20 protein-coding genes and 2 pseudogenes are annotated in these 20,355 nt (G+C 67.7%); 8 read left to right on the forward strand and 14 right to left on the reverse strand.

The genetic code is table 11. The features are described from left to right. Window positions 1-11: 11 nt before the first annotated feature. The gene (locus tag JIP62_RS05490; RefSeq protein WP_456237046.1) at window positions 12-3,233 is read right to left on the reverse strand and encodes a baseplate multidomain protein megatron; all 3,222 of its coding nucleotides are present in this window, start codon (window positions 3,231-3,233) and stop codon (window positions 12-14) included. Then, window positions 3,219-3,437 (reverse strand): annotated as a pseudogene (locus JIP62_RS15125) (phage major capsid protein); the annotation flags it as partial. The gene JIP62_RS05490 and the pseudogene JIP62_RS15125, both read right to left, overlap by 15 nt. Before the next feature lie 162 nt (window positions 3,438-3,599). Between JIP62_RS15125 and JIP62_RS05495 the strand changes: the two are divergent. Then, entirely contained in the window at window positions 3,600-4,142 is a 543-nt protein-coding gene (locus tag JIP62_RS05495) for a DUF3617 domain-containing protein (RefSeq protein ID WP_201103898.1), read from the forward strand. 39 nt (window positions 4,143-4,181) lie between these two features. On the opposite strand, the gene JIP62_RS05500 is transcribed toward JIP62_RS05495, so the two are convergent. Beyond that, window positions 4,182-4,823, reverse strand: a complete 642-nt coding sequence (locus tag JIP62_RS05500; protein ID WP_201103899.1) for a hypothetical protein — start codon at window positions 4,821-4,823, stop codon at window positions 4,182-4,184. A 141-nt stretch (window positions 4,824-4,964) separates the two neighbouring features. On the opposite strand from JIP62_RS05500, the gene JIP62_RS05505 reads away from it, so the two are divergent. Then, entirely contained in the window at window positions 4,965-5,519 is a 555-nt protein-coding gene (locus JIP62_RS05505) for a hypothetical protein (protein WP_201103900.1), read from the forward strand. A gap of 164 nt (window positions 5,520-5,683) precedes the next feature. Beyond that, a complete protein-coding gene (locus tag JIP62_RS05510) occupies window positions 5,684-6,127 on the forward strand; it encodes a hypothetical protein (protein ID WP_201103901.1) in 444 nt (147 codons plus the stop codon). A gap of 41 nt (window positions 6,128-6,168) precedes the next feature. On the opposite strand, the gene JIP62_RS05515 is transcribed toward JIP62_RS05510, so the two are convergent. The 11 genes and pseudogenes from JIP62_RS05515 to JIP62_RS05560 all read right to left on the reverse strand — a co-directional run bounded on the left by JIP62_RS05515 (window position 6,169) and on the right by JIP62_RS05560 (window position 15,101). Further along, the gene (locus tag JIP62_RS05515; protein ID WP_201103902.1) at window positions 6,169-6,633 is read right to left on the reverse strand and encodes an HK97 family phage prohead protease; all 465 of its coding nucleotides are present in this window, start codon (window positions 6,631-6,633) and stop codon (window positions 6,169-6,171) included. After that, window positions 6,633-6,857, reverse strand: a complete 225-nt coding sequence (locus JIP62_RS05520; protein ID WP_201103903.1) for a hypothetical protein — start codon at window positions 6,855-6,857, stop codon at window positions 6,633-6,635. Before JIP62_RS05520 ends, JIP62_RS05515 begins: the two co-directional genes overlap by 1 nt. 213 nt (window positions 6,858-7,070) lie before the next feature. Continuing rightward, window positions 7,071-8,224 (reverse strand): annotated as a pseudogene (locus JIP62_RS05525) (phage portal protein). Between the two features lie 14 nt (window positions 8,225-8,238). Next, window positions 8,239-8,514, reverse strand: a complete 276-nt coding sequence (locus JIP62_RS05530) for a hypothetical protein (RefSeq protein WP_201103904.1) — start codon at window positions 8,512-8,514, stop codon at window positions 8,239-8,241. Between the two features lie 12 nt (window positions 8,515-8,526). Continuing rightward, window positions 8,527-9,711, reverse strand: a complete 1,185-nt coding sequence (locus JIP62_RS05535; RefSeq protein WP_201103905.1) for a phage head spike fiber domain-containing protein — start codon at window positions 9,709-9,711, stop codon at window positions 8,527-8,529. A gap of 2 nt (window positions 9,712-9,713) precedes the next feature. After that, complete coding sequence (locus JIP62_RS05540) at window positions 9,714-9,986, reverse strand: spike base protein, RCAP_Rcc01079 family (protein ID WP_201103906.1); 273 nt, start codon at window positions 9,984-9,986, stop codon at window positions 9,714-9,716. A 53-nt stretch (window positions 9,987-10,039) separates the two neighbouring features. Next, window positions 10,040-11,176 carry a DNA-packaging protein gene (locus tag JIP62_RS05545; RefSeq protein ID WP_230974876.1) on the reverse strand — a complete coding sequence of 379 codons (1,137 nt, stop codon included), beginning with the start codon at window positions 11,174-11,176 and terminating at the stop codon, window positions 10,040-10,042. Then, window positions 11,088-11,585, reverse strand: coding sequence for a hypothetical protein (locus JIP62_RS15130; protein WP_230974877.1), 498 nt, complete (start codon window positions 11,583-11,585; stop codon window positions 11,088-11,090). Before JIP62_RS15130 ends, JIP62_RS05545 begins: the two co-directional genes overlap by 89 nt. 163 nt (window positions 11,586-11,748) lie before the next feature. Continuing rightward, window positions 11,749-12,171 carry a response regulator transcription factor gene (locus tag JIP62_RS05550; protein ID WP_201103907.1) on the reverse strand — a complete coding sequence of 141 codons (423 nt, stop codon included), beginning with the start codon at window positions 12,169-12,171 and terminating at the stop codon, window positions 11,749-11,751. After that, on the reverse strand, window positions 12,168-14,585 hold the full coding sequence (locus tag JIP62_RS05555; RefSeq protein WP_201103908.1) for a PAS domain S-box protein: 2,418 nt from the start codon (window positions 14,583-14,585) through the stop codon (window positions 12,168-12,170). Before JIP62_RS05555 ends, JIP62_RS05550 begins: the two co-directional genes overlap by 4 nt. Window positions 14,586-14,645: 60 nt before the next feature. After that, the gene (locus tag JIP62_RS05560) at window positions 14,646-15,101 is read right to left on the reverse strand and encodes a YcgN family cysteine cluster protein (RefSeq protein ID WP_201103909.1); all 456 of its coding nucleotides are present in this window, start codon (window positions 15,099-15,101) and stop codon (window positions 14,646-14,648) included. 219 nt (window positions 15,102-15,320) lie between these two features. Between JIP62_RS05560 and JIP62_RS05565 the strand changes: the two genes are divergently transcribed. The 5 genes from JIP62_RS05565 (at window position 15,321) to JIP62_RS05585 (ending at window position 20,350) form a co-directional block, all read left to right on the forward strand. After that, window positions 15,321-15,617: an endonuclease domain-containing protein gene (locus JIP62_RS05565; RefSeq protein ID WP_230974878.1), complete on the forward strand. Its 297-nt coding sequence runs from the start codon at window positions 15,321-15,323 to the stop codon at window positions 15,615-15,617. A 190-nt stretch (window positions 15,618-15,807) separates the two neighbouring features. Beyond that, window positions 15,808-17,703 carry an ABC-F family ATP-binding cassette domain-containing protein gene (locus tag JIP62_RS05570; protein ID WP_201103911.1) on the forward strand — a complete coding sequence of 632 codons (1,896 nt, stop codon included), beginning with the start codon at window positions 15,808-15,810 and terminating at the stop codon, window positions 17,701-17,703. A 91-nt stretch (window positions 17,704-17,794) separates the two neighbouring features. Further along, a complete protein-coding gene (locus JIP62_RS05575; RefSeq protein WP_201103912.1) occupies window positions 17,795-18,844 on the forward strand; it encodes an ABC transporter substrate-binding protein in 1,050 nt (349 codons plus the stop codon). Continuing rightward, entirely contained in the window at window positions 18,837-19,589 is a 753-nt protein-coding gene (locus JIP62_RS05580; RefSeq protein WP_201103913.1) for an ABC transporter ATP-binding protein, read from the forward strand. Before JIP62_RS05575 ends, JIP62_RS05580 begins: the two co-directional genes overlap by 8 nt. Next, window positions 19,586-20,350, forward strand: a complete 765-nt coding sequence (locus JIP62_RS05585; RefSeq protein WP_201103914.1) for an ABC transporter permease — start codon at window positions 19,586-19,588, stop codon at window positions 20,348-20,350. Before JIP62_RS05580 ends, JIP62_RS05585 begins: the two co-directional genes overlap by 4 nt. The last annotated feature ends 5 nt before the right edge of the window (window positions 20,351-20,355 follow it).

The raw sequence follows: 20,355 nt of genomic DNA on the forward strand, positions 1-20,355 counted from the left end.
AGGTTAGCGGGTCAGAACAGGCTCACGCCGGCCTCCGTGCCCCAGCCGAAGCCCTCGCCCCACTGCGACACCCGTGCCACGGCACCAGTCAGCCCCGCCGGAAAGTCCGCCGCGACCTCCTCCGCCGCATACAGCGCCTGCGTCGCCTCCACCTCGAACACCCTGCGCTCCACCGGGCCGTCCAGCACCCGCACGCGGAACCGCATCGCATCGCCCGTGGCCTCGACCTCCCAACTGTCCCCGAACAGCCTGGCGCGCGGCTGCCAGCCGATCCGCAAGCCGTCCTCCCCTTCCACGACCGTCAGGTGTGCCGGGCTCCAGGGTCGATCATGCAGACCCGCAATCACCGCCGCGACCTCGGCGAACCCTTTTCCTCCGGGCGGCAGTCCCGCCGGCCCCGCCCGCCACAGGCGCGGCAGGCCCCGCTCCCCCCTCGGACTGTTCAACCGCCCGATCGCTGCGTCCAGGAAGACGACCACTGCCCCGGCGCTTGCGCCCGCGGCCATCTCGGCGTCCGTTCCCTGCTGGGCCCGCAGCAGCCCGCTCAGCTGCCAGACATCCGCCCCCACCAGGGTCGCCGTCCGGTATTGGACGATCTCCCACCCACGCGCCGTCTGAACCGCCAAGGCGTTGGCCCCGGCAAGAACCGCCTCCTCCGACTGGCTTTCCGGGGCCCGTCCCTCGACCCGGACGACGATGGTCTGGGCTTCATCCCAGCGATGGCGCACGCCCGGTCCCAGCGCCGCCACCAAGGTCCCGACCGTCGCAGGCTGCGTCAGCGTCGCTCTCAGCTCCAGCGAAGCGGCCAAGGTCCCGCCGTGCACGCTCATCGGCCGCCATGGCTGGGCGGACACGGCCACCACGGGCCGCGCGTCCTCCTCGCGACCCGGCAGGGGCGGCAGGTCGAGGATCGCCACAAACGGTGCCCCCACCGCGCCCACCGGCTCTGTCGGCCGCCAGTCCGGAATCTCTGCGTCGGCCGGCACCTCGATCACCGGCTCCAGCGTTGCGCGCGGGGCCTCGTCCCACTCGATCCGTACCACGCGCCAGTCGCCGCCGTGCCCCTCCACCGTCACCACATCCGCCGGTTCCAGCCTCAGCGTCGACAGCGGGTCGAGGCTGACCGCCAGCCGCTCACCTCCGCCCTCGCTCGCCAGCAGTCGACGCGCCGCCGCCTTCGCCAGTGCCCGGCCGCAGACCGCCGGCAGGTCGGCATCGACGCCCCCCGCCTCGCCGTCGGATCGCACCACGACCGACCCGGTCTGATAGTCGGCCGTCTCGTCAATGAACCGCACCCGCGCAGCACCGGGGCGTGGCTCCAGCGATCGCGTCGCCGCGACCGGCCCTCCATCGTCCGGCAGGGCCAGGTCCTCCAGCATCAGCGCCGCCACCGCCGGGCGGTCCTCGACCAGGGCCACCCGGCCATTCCGCTCGGCGATGTTCAGACCCAAGGCCGCCGACAGCGGCGCGATCCCATCGCGGACCCGCATCGGTCGATCGATGACATAGCCCGCGATCTCGCCCTGGACCGCCCCGACCTCGAATGATTCTGGGTCCAGACCGCCGCGCATCAGAATGGCGGCTAGCAGGTCGCGCGTTTCCCCGCCCAGCCGCCCGTTCAACCAATGTCCACTGGCCCAGGCTCCGGCATCGGCCCAGACGTCGGCCTTGGCGGGAAAAGCCGGATAGGGCCGCGCATCCCAGCACCAGGCATCTGCCGCCTCCAGCATCGGCCCACCATAGAGGGGCGAGACGGGATTGTTCGCCGCCTCCCCGAAATGCATCAGCACCGCCTCCAGCGTTCGCCGCTGCATCCGGTCGTCTCGCACGCCGGTGGAAAAGGGCGGCAACCCGCTCTCGCGGCTCTTGGGATCGACGAAGACATTGGGCGCATTCGCCCCTCGGTCCACGGCGGCGCAACCGAACTCGGTCAACCGGATCGGTTTCATTCCCGGCACCCAGGGGGTGGGCGTGGCGCTTCTGATCCCGCCGGGTCGATCATGGTGAGCGTTCGACCACCAGCCGACCAGATCCTTGACCCGGAACACCCAGTCCTCGCCATGGGCCGTGTCGTGGATCGGTGTCCTTGCCTGCGCCGCCCGGTCGGCCTCGGTGGCATAGAACCAGTCGAACCCCTCCCCGCCCGCGATCTGGGTGGCCAGATAGGCCGGATCCGAGGCCCCCTCGAACAGGGCCGCGTCGAGGCCGCCGCCGTCGTCCCGCCAGTCGCCCAAGGGCGGGTACCAGTCTATGGCGACATGATCGATATTTACGTCGGCCCACAGCTGGTCCAGGTGAAACAGCACCTCGCCGCCGCTGCGCACCCCCGCATATTCCGACCAGTCCGCAGCATAAGACAGGGCCACGCCCGGCCCCACCACCGCCCGGCATTCCGCCGCCAATGTTCGGAAGGCCGCGACCGCCGGAAAGCCGCCGTCCGCACCGCGCGTGGTCGTCAGACCGCGCATCTCCGACCCGATCAACAGGCCATCCGCGCCCGTCTCTGTGGCCAGCTGCGCATAGTGCAACGCCAGCCGCCTCAGCCCCCACCCGTCCGCCGTGCCGAACAGGGCCGCAACGTCGCCCGTGGCTTCCGCTCCATGGCGACCCGCGATCCTTCCGCGCCAGGGGTAATCGGCCGCGTCCATGAAGACGAACGGATACAGGGTCACCGCCCAGCCCCGCGCCTTCAGTTCCGCCACGGCCTGCCGGACACTGTCGTCCGACGGCGTGCCGCCGTAGGCTGGACCATCCCCGGCCTGCGAGATCAGATGGGCCTGCGACCGATCCAGCCCTGCCACGGACCAGGTCAGGGGCTCCGTCGCCTTGTCCCGCCGCTCGACGCCGGGCCGGATCGTGCACTCACCGGCGCTCAGGCTGTCGCCGAACCATCCGATCACCAGACTGACCCGCTTTAGGTTCGGGCATTGCGCCTCCAGTTGGTCCAATGAAACCAACAGGTCCGCGCGGCCCTCGGCATTGTTCACATTCTCGGCCGTGGTCCGCGTCAGGCCGTCGCGCCGCATCACCGCTTCGGTGGCCAGCACGAACTCCCCCGCCCCGGGGATCAGGCACACCCCTTCCAGCCGGTCCTCCAGCACCGGGGCCGACCCGCGCGGTCGCCGAAAGACTTCAAAGGCCAGCTGCGGCACCCGGTTGCCGAACGGTCCCAGCGGCAGATCCTCGAACACCACATAGGCCGTGCCTCGAAACGCACTGGCCTCGCTCACCACCCGGTCCAGCCGCGCCTGGGCGCTGGCCACCGCCTGGTCGATGCGCGCCACCTTCTGTTCCAGCAGAACATCGGCCGAGGTCTTCTTCTCGATCTCGTCCAGCCGGGCGTCATTGGCCCCTTTGAACGCCTCGAACGCCGCCATCATCTCGTGCAGCGCAGCGCGCGCTTCCGGCGAACCGGAAGCGGTCTTGGTCTCTTTCATGCTGTTTCCTTTTGCGGTTCTCCCTCCCCCTCATGGGCAGGGAGGAAGTCTTTCCACCGCCGCTCCTGCGCGGCAGCCTCCCAGGTCGTTAACGACCCTGCTTCACGGCCTCTCAAGGTCCGCGTGCCACTATCCCCTCCGTCATCACGGGGGGCTGTTCGCATGACTTGCTCGGTACGGTTCATACCGCTGCTGACCATGGGCCTGGCCCTCGCCTTGACGGCCTGCACTCCGCCTGCGGACCCCTCCACCCAGGAGCCCGTCGATCCCGCCCCCGGCCTCTACCGCATCACACTGGGCGGGGCTGGACTGGCCCAATATGCCCAACAGGGTCCAGGCAAGACCGAAGACGAAGTCTGCGTCACCGCGCGCGAAAGCCCGCGCTTCGCCGACCGGGCGATCCGGAACTATTTCGTCCTGCATCCCGGATGCACCACCCGCCCGGCGCCGCGCGTCGGCAATGCCGTGTCCGGCACCATCACCTGTCCGCTCGATCCCAAAAGGGCGGCCGGCACGGTCACCATCACCTATGAAGGCGTCGTGGCTGCCGACGGCGTCGAGGCCACCAGCCGCATGGCCTTCGATTTCCAGCCCGTCCCCGGGGCCCTCGGACCAGACGAAGAACGCCAGGTCGCCATGGCCACCAAGGCGATGGAGCAGGTCGGCATCAGGCTGAAGGCCGAACGGACTGGCGAGTGCGTCTAGGCGGAGTGCCGAAAACGCAGACCGTCACCCGGCACGGCGTCAGTACACCGGCTCCACCGACCACCCGGTCAGCTTCAGCATCATCAGGCCCACCTCGTGCACCGGGCCACTGTCCGGCGACCAACGGCGCCACAGGTCATAGTGGCCGCGCCCGCTACGCTCGATGAGCCATTGGGCACCATCCAGTCCTTCCTCGCACCCGATCGGGGCCGCCTGCGCCAACCGATCCGTCTCCAGAAGGCTTCGCAACGCCACCGCCTCGTCGGCTGACAAGACTCGACTGACCCTGCGATATCCCCGGCCGTCGACCAGAGCGCCATTATAGGTTTCCGTTGCGGTCATCCGCATCGTGCCGTCGGCCGACGCGTCGATGCGAACCACGACCGGATTGTGGAAACTTCTCAGCCAGGTAAATCTGACGACCTCGACCGGTACGGCTTCGGCATCCAGCGACGCCAGATACAGCGAGGGCTCTCGCGCCGCCCTCAGCGCGCTGGAATATTCACTGTCCCAGAACGCATCGAGACTGGGCTGCGGCAGCGTATAACCCGTCTCGCAGACCCAGAACTGATCTCGCAAGGCCAGCGGAAAGTGCATGGATTTCGTCGTGGCATACCAGCCGCAGGCGATCGCGGAGGCGATAACCAGCAGGGTCTGAACGACGGCAAACCCCCGCGTCACGCTCCGCCTCCCGAAAGTTCACCCGCACGGTCTCACCGTTTCGCACCGGTTTCAATCACGCACCCGCGGTCGCCACCTCCTTGTCTCCGGCCCGATTGATAAAGCGCCGGACACCGCTAGGCTGGCTTCATGAAACGGCGCTTGTCCAACCTGATCGAAAGCCTGCGGCTGTCCTGGATCGGGGCGGCGGCGTTCTCCCTCCAACTACCCGCCATTCTCCTCCTGACATTTCCTGGCGGTATCGACGCCAACCACATTGGTGGCCTGGAGTTGGCCGCTTCATTCCTGGTCATGATTGTAATCCTGGCCTGGGCCATCCTGGGCCAAACCTTTTCGCTGCGGACCCAGCACAGACTCAAGGGTCTAGGCACCTTCGAGCGGATCCATGCGCTTGCGCAAACAGACCTCCCGGACACCGATTTCCCTGTCGCCCAACCGCGCTGGATCATGCTCCTCGGGACACCGTTTCCACGATGGCTTTCCCTGGCTTTCCCATGTCTGGTTCTGCTCATATGGGCCGCAATGGCGGGGCTGAGCTTGGCCCCCGAGACCTGGCTGATACAGACCATCGGCCCAGCCTGGCTTGACCCCGAATTCCGCCTGAACACCGCGCGCGTCCTGATCGGCCTTCTGGCGCTGCTGCTGCTCCGCCAGACCTTCGTGGACCTCGCCCGCAACGCACGCCAGACACGCTGAGCCGCCGTCCGGCAGGGTTGGGTTGGCCACCCAATACGCTGCGAGACACGTTGCATGCCCCTGGTCCCAGTCCGGACCGCCCGAACTTCGCTGGTGGTGGTTTACGGACCTTGCCAAGTCCGGCATGAACCAAAATGCTGAGCCATGGACACGGCGCGGAGCTAATGATGAATTTTCTGCGGGACCTTTTCAGGCGTCGCCCTTCGGCTATGAAGCTCGAAGCGGAAGGTCAGCTGGCTATTGAGAATCCTTCCGAAGAACTGGTCAGGGCGATGTTTCTCGGCCTCCAGCAAGGTGGCCCGACCTTTGCCTCCTTGACTGACGAAGCAGGGAACTACATTCAGGTCGCGGGTAGCCGACCGTGGTGCTTAATTGAGCGCCGCCAACTCAAACCTCTAAAGCACGAGCGCGCTTTTCAGGAGACTCCCAGGCCCAAGTATAAGGACGGGGCCAAGCTATCGACAGGTGCCGGTGAGATATCCTTGAAGCACGATGAATGGTTTCTGCTGAAAGATGCAGCCGAAGTGGCCGTTTCATTCCTTCGTCACGACGAAGTCCCGGCGCACGTGAAGTGGCGTTCGATGAATGAAATGTTCGGATTGGATTGAGCCTACCCAACCGCAGTAAGTCCGACTGGGGCCGGAAGCAGTCATCGCTCCACGACCCCGAACCGCGCCCCCGGCAGCATCGGAAACGTCACCAGCGATACCTCCCACAGGTCGACCTGGGTCAGCACCCTCAGCCGCCCGTCGCGGCGCGCTTTCACCGCCCTGAAGCCGATCGACAGGCCGTCCAGCGCCCCGGCTCGGGCCAGGGCGGCGGCATAGCGGGCGTCGGGGGACCAGTCGGTGATCCGGCCCCGGACGAACAGGCCGCGGTCGTCCTCGAGCATCTCGTCCCACACGCCCACGACGGCCCGGCTCTCGTGCTGGTGCAGCATCCGCACCCCGCCCGGCCCGGTCCGCGCCAGACTGTCCCCGAACGCTCCCTTGGCCACCACATCCCCATTCAGATCGGCGACGTTCCACAGCGAGGCATGGCCTTCGATAAGGACCGTCCCGGCATTTTCCTTCCCCCGCCGGGGGAGGGAAAATGCCGTCACCGCCTTCAGCATCACTTCTCCTCCAGCCGCCGCTCGATCCGGTCCAGCGCCGATCGCGTGGCCAGGCTCTGTTCCTCCAGCCGCGCCAGCCGCTCGGCCACCAGCCTCTGCTCGGTCACCCGGTCTTCCGGCGTGGCGATCCGCGCCGCCGCCCCGCCGGCCCAGACCAGTCCCCCAATCGTCTGCACTGTCAGCGCCACGATCAGGGCAACGGGAATACGTTTCAGGTCTTCCATACTTCTCCTCCTTGTTCGCGCAGCGAACGGGGAGGTGGCGCGGCGCGGCTTCGCGCCGTGACGGAGGGGGCGACCGGGTCCAAAAGATCGCACTCCACCGTCACCACCGCGTCAACCCCCTCCGTCTTCCGGCTCATCGCCGGAAGCCACCTCCCCATCGGCATAACGCCGATGGGGAGGAGACCGAACGCCACTAACCACTCGCCACTCTCTTCAGCCCCCCCCCACGCCCGCCATCCGCCGCCGCTCGTCGTCGCTGAGGAAGGTCGCCGCATTCAGCCGGGCCCACAGGGCGTCGCGCTCGGGCTGCAGGGCCGGCACGGCGTCCAGGTCCGGCTCGATCCGCACATCCGTGAACCGGCTACCCAGCCATCCGCCCAGCGCCCGGCCGTCTTCCGGACCAGCGGCACCACCGTCCCGCGCCAGAAGGCGGCATTGGCCTCGCGATAGTTGGCATAGGTGGCATCGCCCGGAATCCCCAGCAGCTGCGGCGGCACGCCAAACGCCAGGGCGATCTCCCTGGCCGCCGCATGCTTGCCGGCGACGAAGTCCATCTCCGCCGGGGTCCAGCTCATCGGCTTCCAGTCCAGCCCGCCGTCCAGCAACAGCGGCCGCCCGGCATTGGCCGCGCCCGAATGCCCGTTGGCCAGCTCGGCCTTCAGCAGATCGAACTGTTCGGCGGTCAGCCGCTCCCCGTCCCGCCCGCCATAGACCAGGGCGCCCGACGGCCTGGCGGCATTGTCCAGCAGCGCCTTGTTCCAGGCCCCCGAGGCATTGTGCACATCGATGGCAAAGGCCGCCGCCTCCAGGGGCGAGAACCCATAATGATCGTCGACCGGGTGAAACAGTTTCAGATGCATCACCGGCATCCAGCCGCCCGGCTCTCGCCCGATCCGCACCGACCGTCCGTCTACGGAATATTCATAGGCCTCGGGCCAGCCATGCCGCCCCGGCACGACCTTCACCCGGTCGGGACGCAGCGACCACAGCTCTCCACCCTCTCCCTCGCCGACCGCCTCGACATAGGCATTGCCCGCCGTCTGCAGCGCGCCATAAACGCCTTCCAGCCATTCGGCCCCGGACTGTTCCGGGTTCGGCTTGGCCAGTCGCCGGGCCAGTGGATGGTCGTCCGCCCGCGCCCCGCCCTCGAACACCACCAGCGGCACCGAGGCCGCGCCTTCCGCGATCATCCGCACACAGCGATAGGCCACCGGGTTCTTGCCGAACCCCTCGGCCGCCAGATGGGCATAGTCACGCGGCGTCCAGCGCGGACGGCCCGCCCCCGTCAGGGCCATCAGCGGCCCGATCCGGCTGTCCTTGACCTCCGGTGCGGCGCGCTTCGATTTCAACGGGTCCAGCCAGTTCATGGTGCCTCCTGATTTCACTCGCCGCCCAGATCCGGGCCCAGACCCCACACCGCCGCCTCGTCCGCATCCGCGAACCTCAGCGCCACGGTCATCTGGGGGTGCAACGGGTCGTCTCCCGCCCAGACGCGCCGCATCCGTCTCGGCATGACGCGGAACGTCTGCCATTCCGGATGAACCGCCAGCCGCTCTGGCGTGACGTTCACGTGCCAGCCGTCCAGCGACACCGGCACGGTGTCCCCCTCCGCCGGCACTTCGGCGATCAGGCCGATCACATCGATTCCGTCCTGCATGGTGGTGCTCCGCTATTGGGTCAGGGCGATCAGTTCGGCATCGCTCGCGGCCCCTGGCCGGATCGTCACCGCGCTGACGCTGCCGCACAGGGCATTGCCGCCCGTGATGGCCCGGCAGCCGAGGCCCAGCAGGCTGACGGCCTCTGGCGTGCCTGCCGTGTCATGGGCTCCCAACTGGCCGTTGGCGGCGCTGTTCATATCGTCGGCGGCCACACGCACGGCGATACGGTTTATCTGACCGGGCAGCACCGCGTGATTGATCAGGCAGATCCGCCCTGCGCCGTTATAGATTTCCATGTTCACGGTCGTCGCCGATGACCTCAGCAGAATGACCCGCGACACATCTGTGCTGTCCGACAGCGACAGCACATACTGCCCCGCTCCTGTGGTCCAGGCCGACGCGTCCGGCTCGAAGGCACAGACGACCGTGTACGGCGGGCTCAGCGCCAGCTGGCCCAGCAGGGCGACATCGCCCCCTCGGGTCGCCGCCGCACCTGTCGTCACGATCGGGCTGCTGGCCGATGCCCCCGTTTCCAGCTGCGGCAGGACGAACACGAAGGTCGAGGCCCCGCCCTGCGACGCCACCCGCATCCGCGTGCTGGCGCCGGGTACCACCCCGTCCACCCCGATCCGCGTCAGCTCCGTCGAAGACGTCGCTGCCACCGGGCCGTGGCCTTCCAGGCAGACGCCAGCGGCGGACCCGCTTTCGATCGCAACCCAGGCGCTGGCGCTCGTCGCCATCGTCCCGGTTGTCGCCGTGCCGATGCTGACGCCCTGATCGCTGCCTGTCGTCACCACACGGAATACCCGTCCATTGGGACAGACCTTCGCCAGTCCTGCGGCCGCGATCAGCGCCCCTCGCTCCACCACCGACACCGTCGCCCCGCCAAAGGGGGTCAGGCCCGCCACATCCACAGGATCGGCATTGAACAGACTCAGCTGATTGGTCCTCAAGCCCTCGATCAACAGGCCCCGGTCGGTGATCCGCGCCGCACCGCTGGCAAAGGTCTCCAGGACACCCGCCGCCGTCCAGGCTGTACCCGCCCCGCTTCGGCCAAAGCTTCCCCCCGGCATGGCGGCCAGCCCGGCATGGCGCTGACGGTCTCGGTCGTATCGCGCGGCATGCGGAACGATCCTGATCCCCGGCTCCACCGCGCCGCCCAGAACCAGCCCATCCAGATCCAGGCCCAGGCTCACGCTCATTCGGACAGGGCCACGATGTGCTGGGCGGTCGTACCGGTCGCCAGTACGCGCCGCGCCTGCACCGGCACATAGCCGCCTGCATGGTTCTTCAGCGTGACCGCTGCCGTCGATCCGGCGGGGATCAGCGTCAGGTCGCCCCCGACCCCCAGATACAGCGCCTTGGCATAGGTCGTCAGATCGACCGTATCGCTGGGCGTCACCGCTTCGGCGCGCCGCGCGGGCGAACCCGGCGACCGGCCATGGGCTTGATAGACGTCGTTCGACGGCATGGTGTCTCCTTGAACATCAGATCGTTTGTCAGCCGCAGTCGGCGGCATGGGCGCTAGAGCCGCCTGATCCGTGGCCCCTCACGGCCATTCAGCATCAGGCCGTTGATCGCCCAGACCAAGGCGTCGGCCCGGTCCGGGCTGGCCCCTCCGGCATCGCTGCCCAAGGCCATCATCTCTTCTTCAAGCGCAGGAAAGGCGTCGCAGTGGATGACCCGCCCCTGTTCGTACAGCGCCGCGACCGGCTCGGCCCGGACCCGCTTGCCATGGCGGGCATGAACCAGCTTCACCGCTGTCTCGCACCCGGCCTGAGCCAGCAGGGTCCGCACCATTTCGCCGCCCTGGTTGGCCTCGGCCATGACCTGGGCGGCCTTGAACTCCTTGGCCACCGCGGCCACCACACGGGCCCAGCCATCGGGCGACCGCCCCCGCACCGTCCGGTCGGCCAGCACATAGGCGCGGCCGTCCTTGCGCCCCACCACCACGATGCCGCAAGCATCGCCATGCGCCGTCGCCGGCGGATCGACCGCCACCACGATCCGGTCCAGCGACGCCGGGCGGGCCCCGCGCGCCTGGGCCAGGTCCTGCGCACGGAACAGGGCACCGTCTGTCTCGACGATCAGCCCCATCAGCTCCTGCGCCGCCAGCCGCGTCCCTCCGTAGAGTTCGTTCAGATGGGCCAGAAAGCCCGGTGACAGATGGCGGGCATTCGCCTGGGTGGCACCGCTGTCGATCACCGTCCCGCCCTGGGCCAGCAACCGTCTCAACGCGGCCATGGGGCGGGGCGTCGTCGTCACCATCAGCCGGGGCATCTCGCCCAGCCGCAGCCCGAACCTCAGGTTCGACAGAACCGTCTCGGGGTTGCGCCAGGCACAGAATTCGTCGGCCCATCCGGCATGGAACTGTGGCCCCCTCAGGCTGTCCGCGTCCTCGGCCGAAAAGGCATAGGCCACCGTGTCGTTGGCCCAGACCAGTCGCTTGCGTCCGGCCTCCCATCGCGGCCTGTCCGACCCGGCCAGGGCCTTGATGCCCGACGGCCCCTCCACCATCACTTCGCGTACATCGTGCAGCGCAGGCCCCACCAGGGCCAGCGTCCGCCCGCTCTCACGCGCCAGCGTATTGATCCAGTGCGCCCCCGCGAACGTCTTGCCCGATCCACGCCCCCCCAGCAGGACCCAGGTCCGCCAGTCCACCTCCGGGATCACCTGATGGGGCAGCAGGACTGTCGTCGCAATGTCGGTCTCCAGCTGGCGGCACGAACGTCCAGCCCGCCACGCGTTTCGCTTCGATAACGGTATGGAGTTCAGCCAGGCACCGCTCATGTTCGGCAGACAGTCGCTCGCGCGTGGCGGGGTCTTCGTCACGATGATCTTCGCTCATTCCATCCTCGGGGTCGGCCACGTCGGCGGGGCGCGTGTCGACGACGCCGTCGACCGCCTTCATCGCCCTGGCCATGTTGACGATGGCGCGCGCGTGTTTGTCGGCGGCTGCGATGTCGCCGTCGTTAAGGGGGGCTGTCTTCAGAACGGCCACGGCCCTCAGCGTCTCGGTCTGAAGCACGGTCAGGCCGTCGCCCTTCCAGTCCGCTGCGCCCGTTGTCATGTCCGCTTTTCCCGCCATGCCCAAACCATAGGGGACCGGCGTCCTCAGGCGGGCCGAAGGCGTCCAGAAAAGTCTTTGTCTCGGGAAATCAGTGGCCTGAACCCCGCTGCGCGCACGTCATTGACCTGCGACCCCGCATCGCTGCGGGGCCGGTACCACAGCGTCAGATTTCCAGCACGCGCGCGTCCGGTGCCGCTTCCCGACGGGCCAGCGAACCGGGCTGGGCTGGCTTCAGAACCCGTCGCACCCGCGCCAGCAGTGCTTCGGGCGCAAAGGGTTTGGCCACATAGCCGACGCAGCCCAGATACATCGCCTCCTTCACGGCGTCGGCGCTGGTATTGGCCGTGACCATGAGCACCGGCGGCATTGCTACCCCCGCCCTGCGCATGGCCTTCAGGACGTCCAGTCCGCTCATCTCCGGCATATGGATATCCAGCAGGACCAGATCGACCCGCAGTCGGCGCAGCACCTCCAGGGCGCTGGCTCCCGAGCCGGCCGTGACGATGCCATAGCCAGCCTGACTAATGGAGATGTCCATCATCTCGCGGATCAAAGGGTCGTCCTCGACGATCAGAAGCGTCGTCATACGCCGTGCCTCACTCCAAACTCCATATCACTCGCCGGGCTCAACTGTCGCCCGATGGCTGCCACCAGGTCCGCGACCTGGATCGGCTTGGCCACATGGTCGTCCATGCCCGCTTCCAGGCAGGACCTTACATTCTCGGCCTGGACATTGGCCGTCAGGGCTATGATTGGCACCCGCGCGGCCGCCCCGCCCAGCGCCCGGATCGCCCGCGTCGCCGCCAGGCCATCCATCACCGGCATATGCACATCCATCAGCACCAGGTCATAGTCCCGGCTGCGAACCGCCTCGACCGCCTCAGCCCCGTCGCTGGCCGTGTCCACCGTCAGACCGAACCCGCCCAGCATGACCGTGACCAGCTCGCGGTTCGCCGCCGTATCGTCCGCCATCAGCAACCGAGCGCCCGTCGGCATGGCCACGGGCTCGATCTCGGCCAGGTCCGTCCACTCTGCATGGGCCAGGGGCAGGCTGGCCTCGAACCAGAAGGTCGAACCTTCGCCCGCCTGGCTTTCGGCTCCGATCTCGCCGCCCATCATCTCGATCAGCCGGCGCGAAATCGACAGTCCCAGACCCGTGCCGCCATAGTTTCGCGTGGTCGAGGCATCGGCCTGGGCAAAGCGCTCGAACAGGGCGTCGATCTTGTCGGCGGCAATGCCGATGCCACTGTCGCGCACCTGGGCCTTCAGTCGCCAGCCCTCCGACGTCGCCGCCCCTCCGACCGTCAGGGTGATCTGGCCTTTTGCCGTGAACTTCACCGCGTTCGACAGGAAGTTCAGCAGAACCTGCCGCAACCGGTTTGCGTCGCCCATCAGGGTTTCGGGCAGGTCGTCGGCCACGGCCACGACCAGGGCCAGACCCTTTTTGGCGCACTGATCCTCGACGATCGAGGCGGCACTCTCAGCCAGTTCGCGCGGATCGAACGGCTGCGGATCCAGCTCGACCGCGTCCGCCTCCAGCTTGGAATAGTCCAGAATGTCGTTGATGACGCTCAACAGCGCCTCGCTGGAGGTCGCGATCCGGTCGGCATACAGCCGCTCGGCCTGCGGCAACGCCTTGCTGGACTGCAGCAGGCCCGAAAAGCCGATCACGCTGGTCAGGGGTGTCCGCAGTTCGTGGCTCATATTGGCCAGGAATTCCGACTTCACCCGCGCTCCGGCCTCTGCCTTGTCGCGAGCCAGGGTCAGCTGCTCTTCCAGCGCCTTGGTATGGGTGATGTCCCGCGTGACATCGTGGAATTCGATGGGTTGCCCATCGGCGTCGCGCAGCAGCCTGGGGTGGGCCTCGAGCCAGACCAGCGAGCCGTTCTTTCGACGAGCCCGATACGCAATCCGCGCCGAAACCACCTCTGATCCAGCCCTCGACAGGGTCTGAAAGGCGTTCAGCACACTCGGCACATCGTCGGGATACAGGAAGTCCGTTACCGGGCGACCGATCAACTCTTCAGGCCGATAGCCGGTCGCGACTTCCACCGACGGCGAGACATACCCAAACCGGCCATCCAGACTATAGGTGGCGATGATGTCGGTCGCATTGTCGGCCAGCAAACGGTATCGCGCTTCGCTTGCCGTGACGGCTGCCTGGGCCTGCACATCCTCCGTGACGTCCTGGAACACACCGAACATGGCCCGAACGCGTCCTGTCCCGTCGGTTTCGCACACGGCCTTGGCGCGCGTAATTCTTTCCGCTCCATCGGCGCGGATGATGCGAAGTTCGAAGTCGTACCCCTCTCCCGTCGCCAGGGAGTGTTCGATCAGGGCATTCAACCGGACCTGATCTTCCGGGTGATAGGCCCCCACCGCGCTGTCCAGAGAAGGATCGAAACTGGCGCGATCCAGGGCGTGAATGCGGTAAACCTCATCCGACCAGTTGACCCGGTTCGTGGTCACGTCCCAGCGCCAGTGACCGACCCCGGCCATGCTTTCGGCCAGTTGCAGCATCTGCAGCTGCTCGGCCTGCGTCTGCTCGACCATCATCTGGTCCACCAGATCGCCACTCAGCGCCGCCAGCCGTTTCAGCGTCACCATCTGATCGGGGGTCAGCCCGTCGCGCGGGACGCGGTCCATGACCCCGATGGCCCCCACCGCCACGCCGTCGCGGCGACGGACCGTGGCCCCGGCATAGAAGCGGATCGCCTCAGGCCCCGTCACCATGGGATGACGGCAGAACCTGGGGTCGTTCAAGGCATCGCCGATCACCAGTACGGCATCGCTGCCCATCTCGACCAACGCCCGTGTCACGCTGACTTCGGTCGGCAATTCCTGAAGGTCGGTCCCGACGACGGCACAAAAGGCCGTCGTCTGCTCTCCCAGGATCGAAACCAACCCCATCGGGGTGCCCAATGCGGTACAGGCCAGATGGACCAGCCGGTCCAGTGCACTTTCCGCCGCCTCGCCAGCTTTTGCCGGTCTTGTCGTCACGCTACGCTCCCCAACAACTGCTGGGACGATGCACGCCAATCGACAAAAAAACGTTAGTGCTCAACCCATTCCGCGTTCGGCAACCCAGTCCGGTGCCTCAAAGTCCAGCGCGTCCTCCGGCGTCGCCAGCGCCAGTTCCGAGATCGTCTGCCCCCTCACCGAGACCCCGGCGGAATGCACAGTCTCGGGCGACCCCGACACCAGCGGATGCCAGTCGGCCAGGTCCCTGCCCTCGTGGATCCGGCGATACCCGCACGACTTGGGCATCCACTCCAGCGCCTCGATGTTCCAGGGCGTCAGCTTGATGCAGTCGGGCACATGCTCGCGTCGGTTGGTATAGTCGGAACAGGCGCAGCTGTTCGGATCGAACAGCTTGCAGTGGACCCGCGTCGGGATCACCTCCCCCGTATCTTCGTCCTCGAAACGGATCACGCAGCACAGCCCGCACCCGTCACACAGGCTCTCCCACTCCTCCCGGGTCATCTCGGTCAGGGATTTGGTTTGCCAGAAAGTCATCCCATCCTCCCCCGTGAAACGGGAGGAGGGGACCACAAAACGGTGGAGGGGGTGACCCCAGACTGGGTGTCGGCCTTGGCCCGCGCCGACCCGGATCGCGCATGTTCCTTCTCCCGCTGAAGTAGGTAGCGGTTGCCGATGGACCAGCGATGACTTGATATCTGAAACATGAGAGCGCCTGTCCTTACCCAGAAGCGCGCCAAAAGTCTCCGCCGGACGATGACTCCGCCCGAGACGGCGCTATGGAGCCGACTGCGCCAGCGCCAGCCAGGTCGCCCGGCCTTTCGTCGCCAGCATCCGATCGGCCCCTACATCCTCGACTTCTATTGCTCGGATCGCCGCCTGGCGATCGAGATCGACGGCATAGCTCACAACGATCAGTCGGATCGCGACGCTCGTCGCGACGTCTGGCTTCGCGACCAAGGCATCAAGGTCGTCCGCATTCCGGCCGTCGATGTCCTGCGTGACCCAGATGCTGCGGCTGTCTTCGTATGGTCGCTCGTGTCACCTCAATAATCCTCCCCCGTTCTTCACGGGGGAGGGGGACCGCTTGCGGTGGAGGGGGCGGACGCATTCGCGACGTGTCCTATGGAAACTCCGCCTCAAACCCCCTAGATCAGCCCCGCTTCCGCCCCCTCCACCCCGTCGGCCAAGCGGCCTCCGCGGTCCCCCTCCCCCGCTTTGCGGTGGAGGATTTAGGTTTCCCATGGCTCCCCGCTCCTCTCCCCGTCCGCCCCTCGTCGCCCTCAAGGATGTCCGTCTTCAGGACGGGCCCCGCCCCCTGTTCGACGGCGTCGATCTGGCGCTGGAGCCGCGCACCCGCTCCTGCCTTGTCGGCCGCAACGGCGCGGGCAAGTCCACCCTGATGAAGGTGGTCATGGGTCTGATCGAGCCCGACAGCGGCACCCGCTCCATGCAGGCCGGCGTCCGGTTCGCCTATGTCCCCCAGGAGCCGCTCATCGCGGGCGACACCCTGCTGGACTACGCCAGCTCCGGCGAGGCCGAGCCCTGGACGGCCGAGGCCTGGCTGACCACCTTCGGCATGGACCCGCAGAAATCGACCAAGGGCCTCAGCGGGGGCGAGATCCGCCGTGCCGCCCTGGCCAAGGCCTTCGCCGAAGAGCCGGACCTACTGCTGCTGGACGAGCCGACCAACCATATGGACATCCTGGCGATCGAGCTGCTGGAAAAGGAAATCATCGACGCCCGCTGCGCCACCCTGATCGTCTCCCACGACCGCGCCTTCCTGAACCGTGTCACCCAGTCCTGCCATTGGCTGGAAGGCCGCCGGGTCCGCACCCTCAACAAGGGCTTCGACGCCTTTGACGAATGGGCCGCCAAGGTCACCGAGGAAGAGGCCGAGTCCCTGCGCCGTCTGAACAAGGCCATCGAGCGCGAGACTTATACCTTCTACCGGTCCATCACGGCGCAACGCACCCGGAACGAGGGCCGCGCCCGCGCTCTGGAGGCCATGCGCGCCGACCGCGCCGAGCGGGTCAAGGACCTGCCTCGCGACCTTCAGCTGGGCGTCGATTCCGGCACCACCTCGGGCAAGCTGGTGGCCGACCTGAAAGGCATCAGCCAGCGGTTCGGCGACCGCACCGTCATCAAGCCCTTCACCAGCCGTATTATCCGCGGCGACCGCCTGGCCATCGTCGGCCCCAACGGCGCGGGCAAGACGACCCTGGTCAAGATCATGCTGGGCGAACTGACCCCCACCGAGGGCACGGTGAAACTGGGGGCCAACCTCGAACCCGTCTATCTGGATCAGTCGCGCGAGGGGCTGCGCTCGGACATGACCCTGTGGGATGCCCTGACCCCCGGCGGCGGGGACAGCATCCTGGTGCGCGGCGTGTCCAAGCACGTCGCCGCCTATGCCAAGGATTTTCTCTTTTCCGAGGCCCAGCTTCGCCAGCCCATCTCCACCCTGTCGGGCGGAGAGCGCAACCGGCTCCTGCTGGCCCGCGCCCTGGCCAAGCCGGCGAATATGCTGGTGCTCGACGAGCCGACCAATGATCTGGACATGGACACGCTCGACAAGCTGGAAGAGCTGCTGGAATCCTACGACGGCACCCTGATCCTGGTCAGCCACGACCGCGACTTCGTCGATCGCCTGGCCACCTCGACCATCGGCATGAACGGCCGTGGCGACATCGTGGAAACCCCCGGCGGCTGGACCGACTTCATTCGCCAGAACCCGGGCTTCCTCAGCGCCTCTGCCTCCTCCGGCGGAGGGTCGTCGCGCAGCGACGGAGCGGTGGCGACCTCGCAACCCGGCGCCGCCTCGGCTGGCTCCAGCCGCCCAGCGTCGGCTGCGCCTCCGTCGGCGTCCCCCGCCGGGGAGGCAGCGGCCCGCACCAAGCCCGGAAAGCTCTCCTTCAAGGACACCCACCGCCTCAAGGAACTGGACGCCCTGATCCAGGAGCTTCCCGCGACCATCGCCGGCCACGAAGCGAGCCTGGCCGACGTCAACTTCTACAGTCGCGACCCTTCCGGCTTCGCCTCCACCATGAAGGCCCTCGAAGCCGCCCAGTCCAAACTCGCCGCCGCCGAAGAGGAATGGCTGGAGCTGGAGGCAAAACGGGAAGCCTTGGCGGGCTAGAGCCGTCTTTCTGCGGGCGGCTCCGCGTGACGTGCCCGTCCCGCCCGAACCCCGCCTTTCCTTCGCCCGCCCATCGGCTTAGGTTCCGGCCATGCCGCCATCCCCGACTCGCCCCGTTTCCGGCCCTGCGATCACCAGTCGACGTCTGATCCTGGCGGGCGGCATCGCCACCACCGTGACCGCCCTGGCCGGTTGCGACCGGACGGAGGCCCCCATCGACGAACAGGGACGGGTGCGTCTGCGCTTCGCCACCGACTGGCGGGCCCAGGCCGAGCATGGCGGCTTCTATCAGGCCCTGGCCACCGGGGCCTATGAGAAGCGAGGCCTGAACGTCCAGATCGTCCAGGGCGGGCCCGGCGTGAACGTGCCGCAACTGCTGGCCACCGGCAGCGTCGAGCTGGGCATGGGCTCCAACAGCTTTATTCCCCTGAACCTCGTCGCCGAAGGGGCCCCGGTGAAGGCCGTCGCCGCCTTCTTCCAGAAAGACCCCCAGGTCCTGATCGCCCATCCGGACGAGGCCCTGACCGGGATCGCCGACCTGGCCGGGCGGCCATTCCTGCTGGCCGATGCCTCGATCACCGCCTTCTGGGTCTGGCTGAAGGCGAAGTACGGCTTCACCGACGATCAGGTCCGCAAATACACCTTCAACCCCGCCCCCTTCATCGCCGATGAGCGCGCGGTCCAGCAGGGCTATCTGACCAGCGAGCCCTATTCGATCGAACAGGCCGCCGGGTTCGAGCCGCGCGTCTTCCTGCTGGCCGACGAGGGTTATCCCTCCTATGCGACCATGGTGCTGGCTCCCAATGCCTTTGCCCGCGACAATGCCGCCGCCCTGCGGTCCTTCATCGCGGCCTCGGCGGAAGGCTGGCGCGACTATATCCACGGCGATGCCAGCGCCGCCGACGCCCTGATCCGCCGCGATAATCCCGACATGACCCAGGACGTCCTGACCCAGGCCAGGGAAAAGCTGCGCGTCAACGGCATCGTCGATGGCGGAGATGCCGCCCTCTACGGCCTGGGCGCCATGACCAACGAGCGCTGGCAGGCCTTCTTCGACGTCACCGCCCAGGCCGGCGTCTATCCCCCCAACCTGAACTGGCGCGACGCCTTCACGACCCAGTACCTGCCGGGCCGTGGCTGACACCGCCGCCGCCCTCTCCCACGTCTGCGTTCACTTCCCCGGCAAGGCCCTGGGGCCCATCGACCTCGCCGTTGCGGCTGGAGAGATCGTGACCCTGGTCGGGGCGTCGGGGGCCGGGAAGTCGACCACCTTGCGGCTGCTGGCGGGGTTGGAGCGGCCCTCGCAAGGGACGCTGACCCGGGCCGCCGGACCGGGGCGAACCGGCTTTGTATTTCAGAGCCCCACCCTGATGCCCTGGGCCGATGCGGCCGCCAATGTCGCCCTGCCGCTGGAACTGTCGGGTCTGGCCCGGGACGCGGCGCGTCAGCGCGCCGTTCAGGCTTTGGCCGATGTCGGTCTGGGCGACCGCAGCGATGCCCGCCCCAATCAGTTGTCCGGCGGCATGGCCATGCGGGTGTCCCTGGCCCGGGCCCTGGTCACCGCCCCCGACCTGCTGCTGCTGGATGAGCCGTTCGCCGCCCTCGACTCGGTCACCCGCCGTCGCCTGATCGAGGACATCCATCGGCTGTGGGCCGCCCGCGCCGCACCGCCTGCCATCGTCTTCGTCACCCACGATGTGGAAGAGGCCGTCTATCTGGCCCATCGTGTCGTGGTGCTGTCCTCCGCAAGCGGCCGCGTGACCGCTGACCTGCCCTGTCCCGGTCTCCTGCCGCGGCCCGATGGCTGGCGCACCGAGGCCGATTATCGCGCTGCGGTCGAGGCCGTGGCCGGTGCCCTGGAAGCAGCGATGGGAGAGGCGCGATGACCCGCGCCCTGCCCCCTCTCCTGCTCACCGCCGTGTTGCTGATCGTGTGGGAAATCGCCTGCCGCGCCCTGGCCGTGCCCTCCTATTTTCTGCCGCCGCCCAGCGCCGTCGCAGAGGCGCTGGTCGAGCGGGCACCCGTGCTGGCAGCGTCAGCGGCCCAGACCTTCCGCATGGCGTTCCAGGCTCTGCTGCTGGCCGGGTCTCTGGGGGGCGGCCTGGCCGTTCTGGTGTCGCTCAGCCGCCGGGCCGAGCGGGCCGTCGCCCCTTTGGCCGTCACGCTTCAGGTCACCCCCGTCGTTGCGATCGCTCCTCTGGTGCTGATCTGGGTCGGCCTGGACAATGCCGATCTGGCCGTCGTGATCCTGGCCGCCGCCGTCGCCTTCTTTCCCTTGTTCTCGGGGGTGCTGACCGGCCTGAAGTCGGCAGACCCGGATCTGGAGCGATTGTTCGACCTGTATGGAGCCACGCCCCTGCAACGACTGTGGCGGCTGCGGATCCCCTCAGCCTTGCCCTTCGTGCTGGAGGGACTGCGGGTGGCCGTTGGTCTGGCGGTCATCGGGGCGGTGGTGGCCGAGTTCGTTTCCGGTTCCGGTGCCACCCAGGGGCTCGCCTGGCGCCTGCTGGAAGCCGGCAACCGCCTGCGCACCGCAGAACTTCTGGCCGCCCTGGTCTGGCTGGCGGTCATGGGACTGGCGCTCAATGCCGCGGTGGCGGCGGTGGAGGGGTGGGTGCGCCGCCGTTCCGGTCTGGGCGCGCGTTAGCGGCA

The organism is Brevundimonas vitisensis, from assembly GCF_016656965.1.
Classification (GTDB): Bacteria; Pseudomonadota; Alphaproteobacteria; order Caulobacterales; family Caulobacteraceae; genus Brevundimonas; species Brevundimonas vitisensis.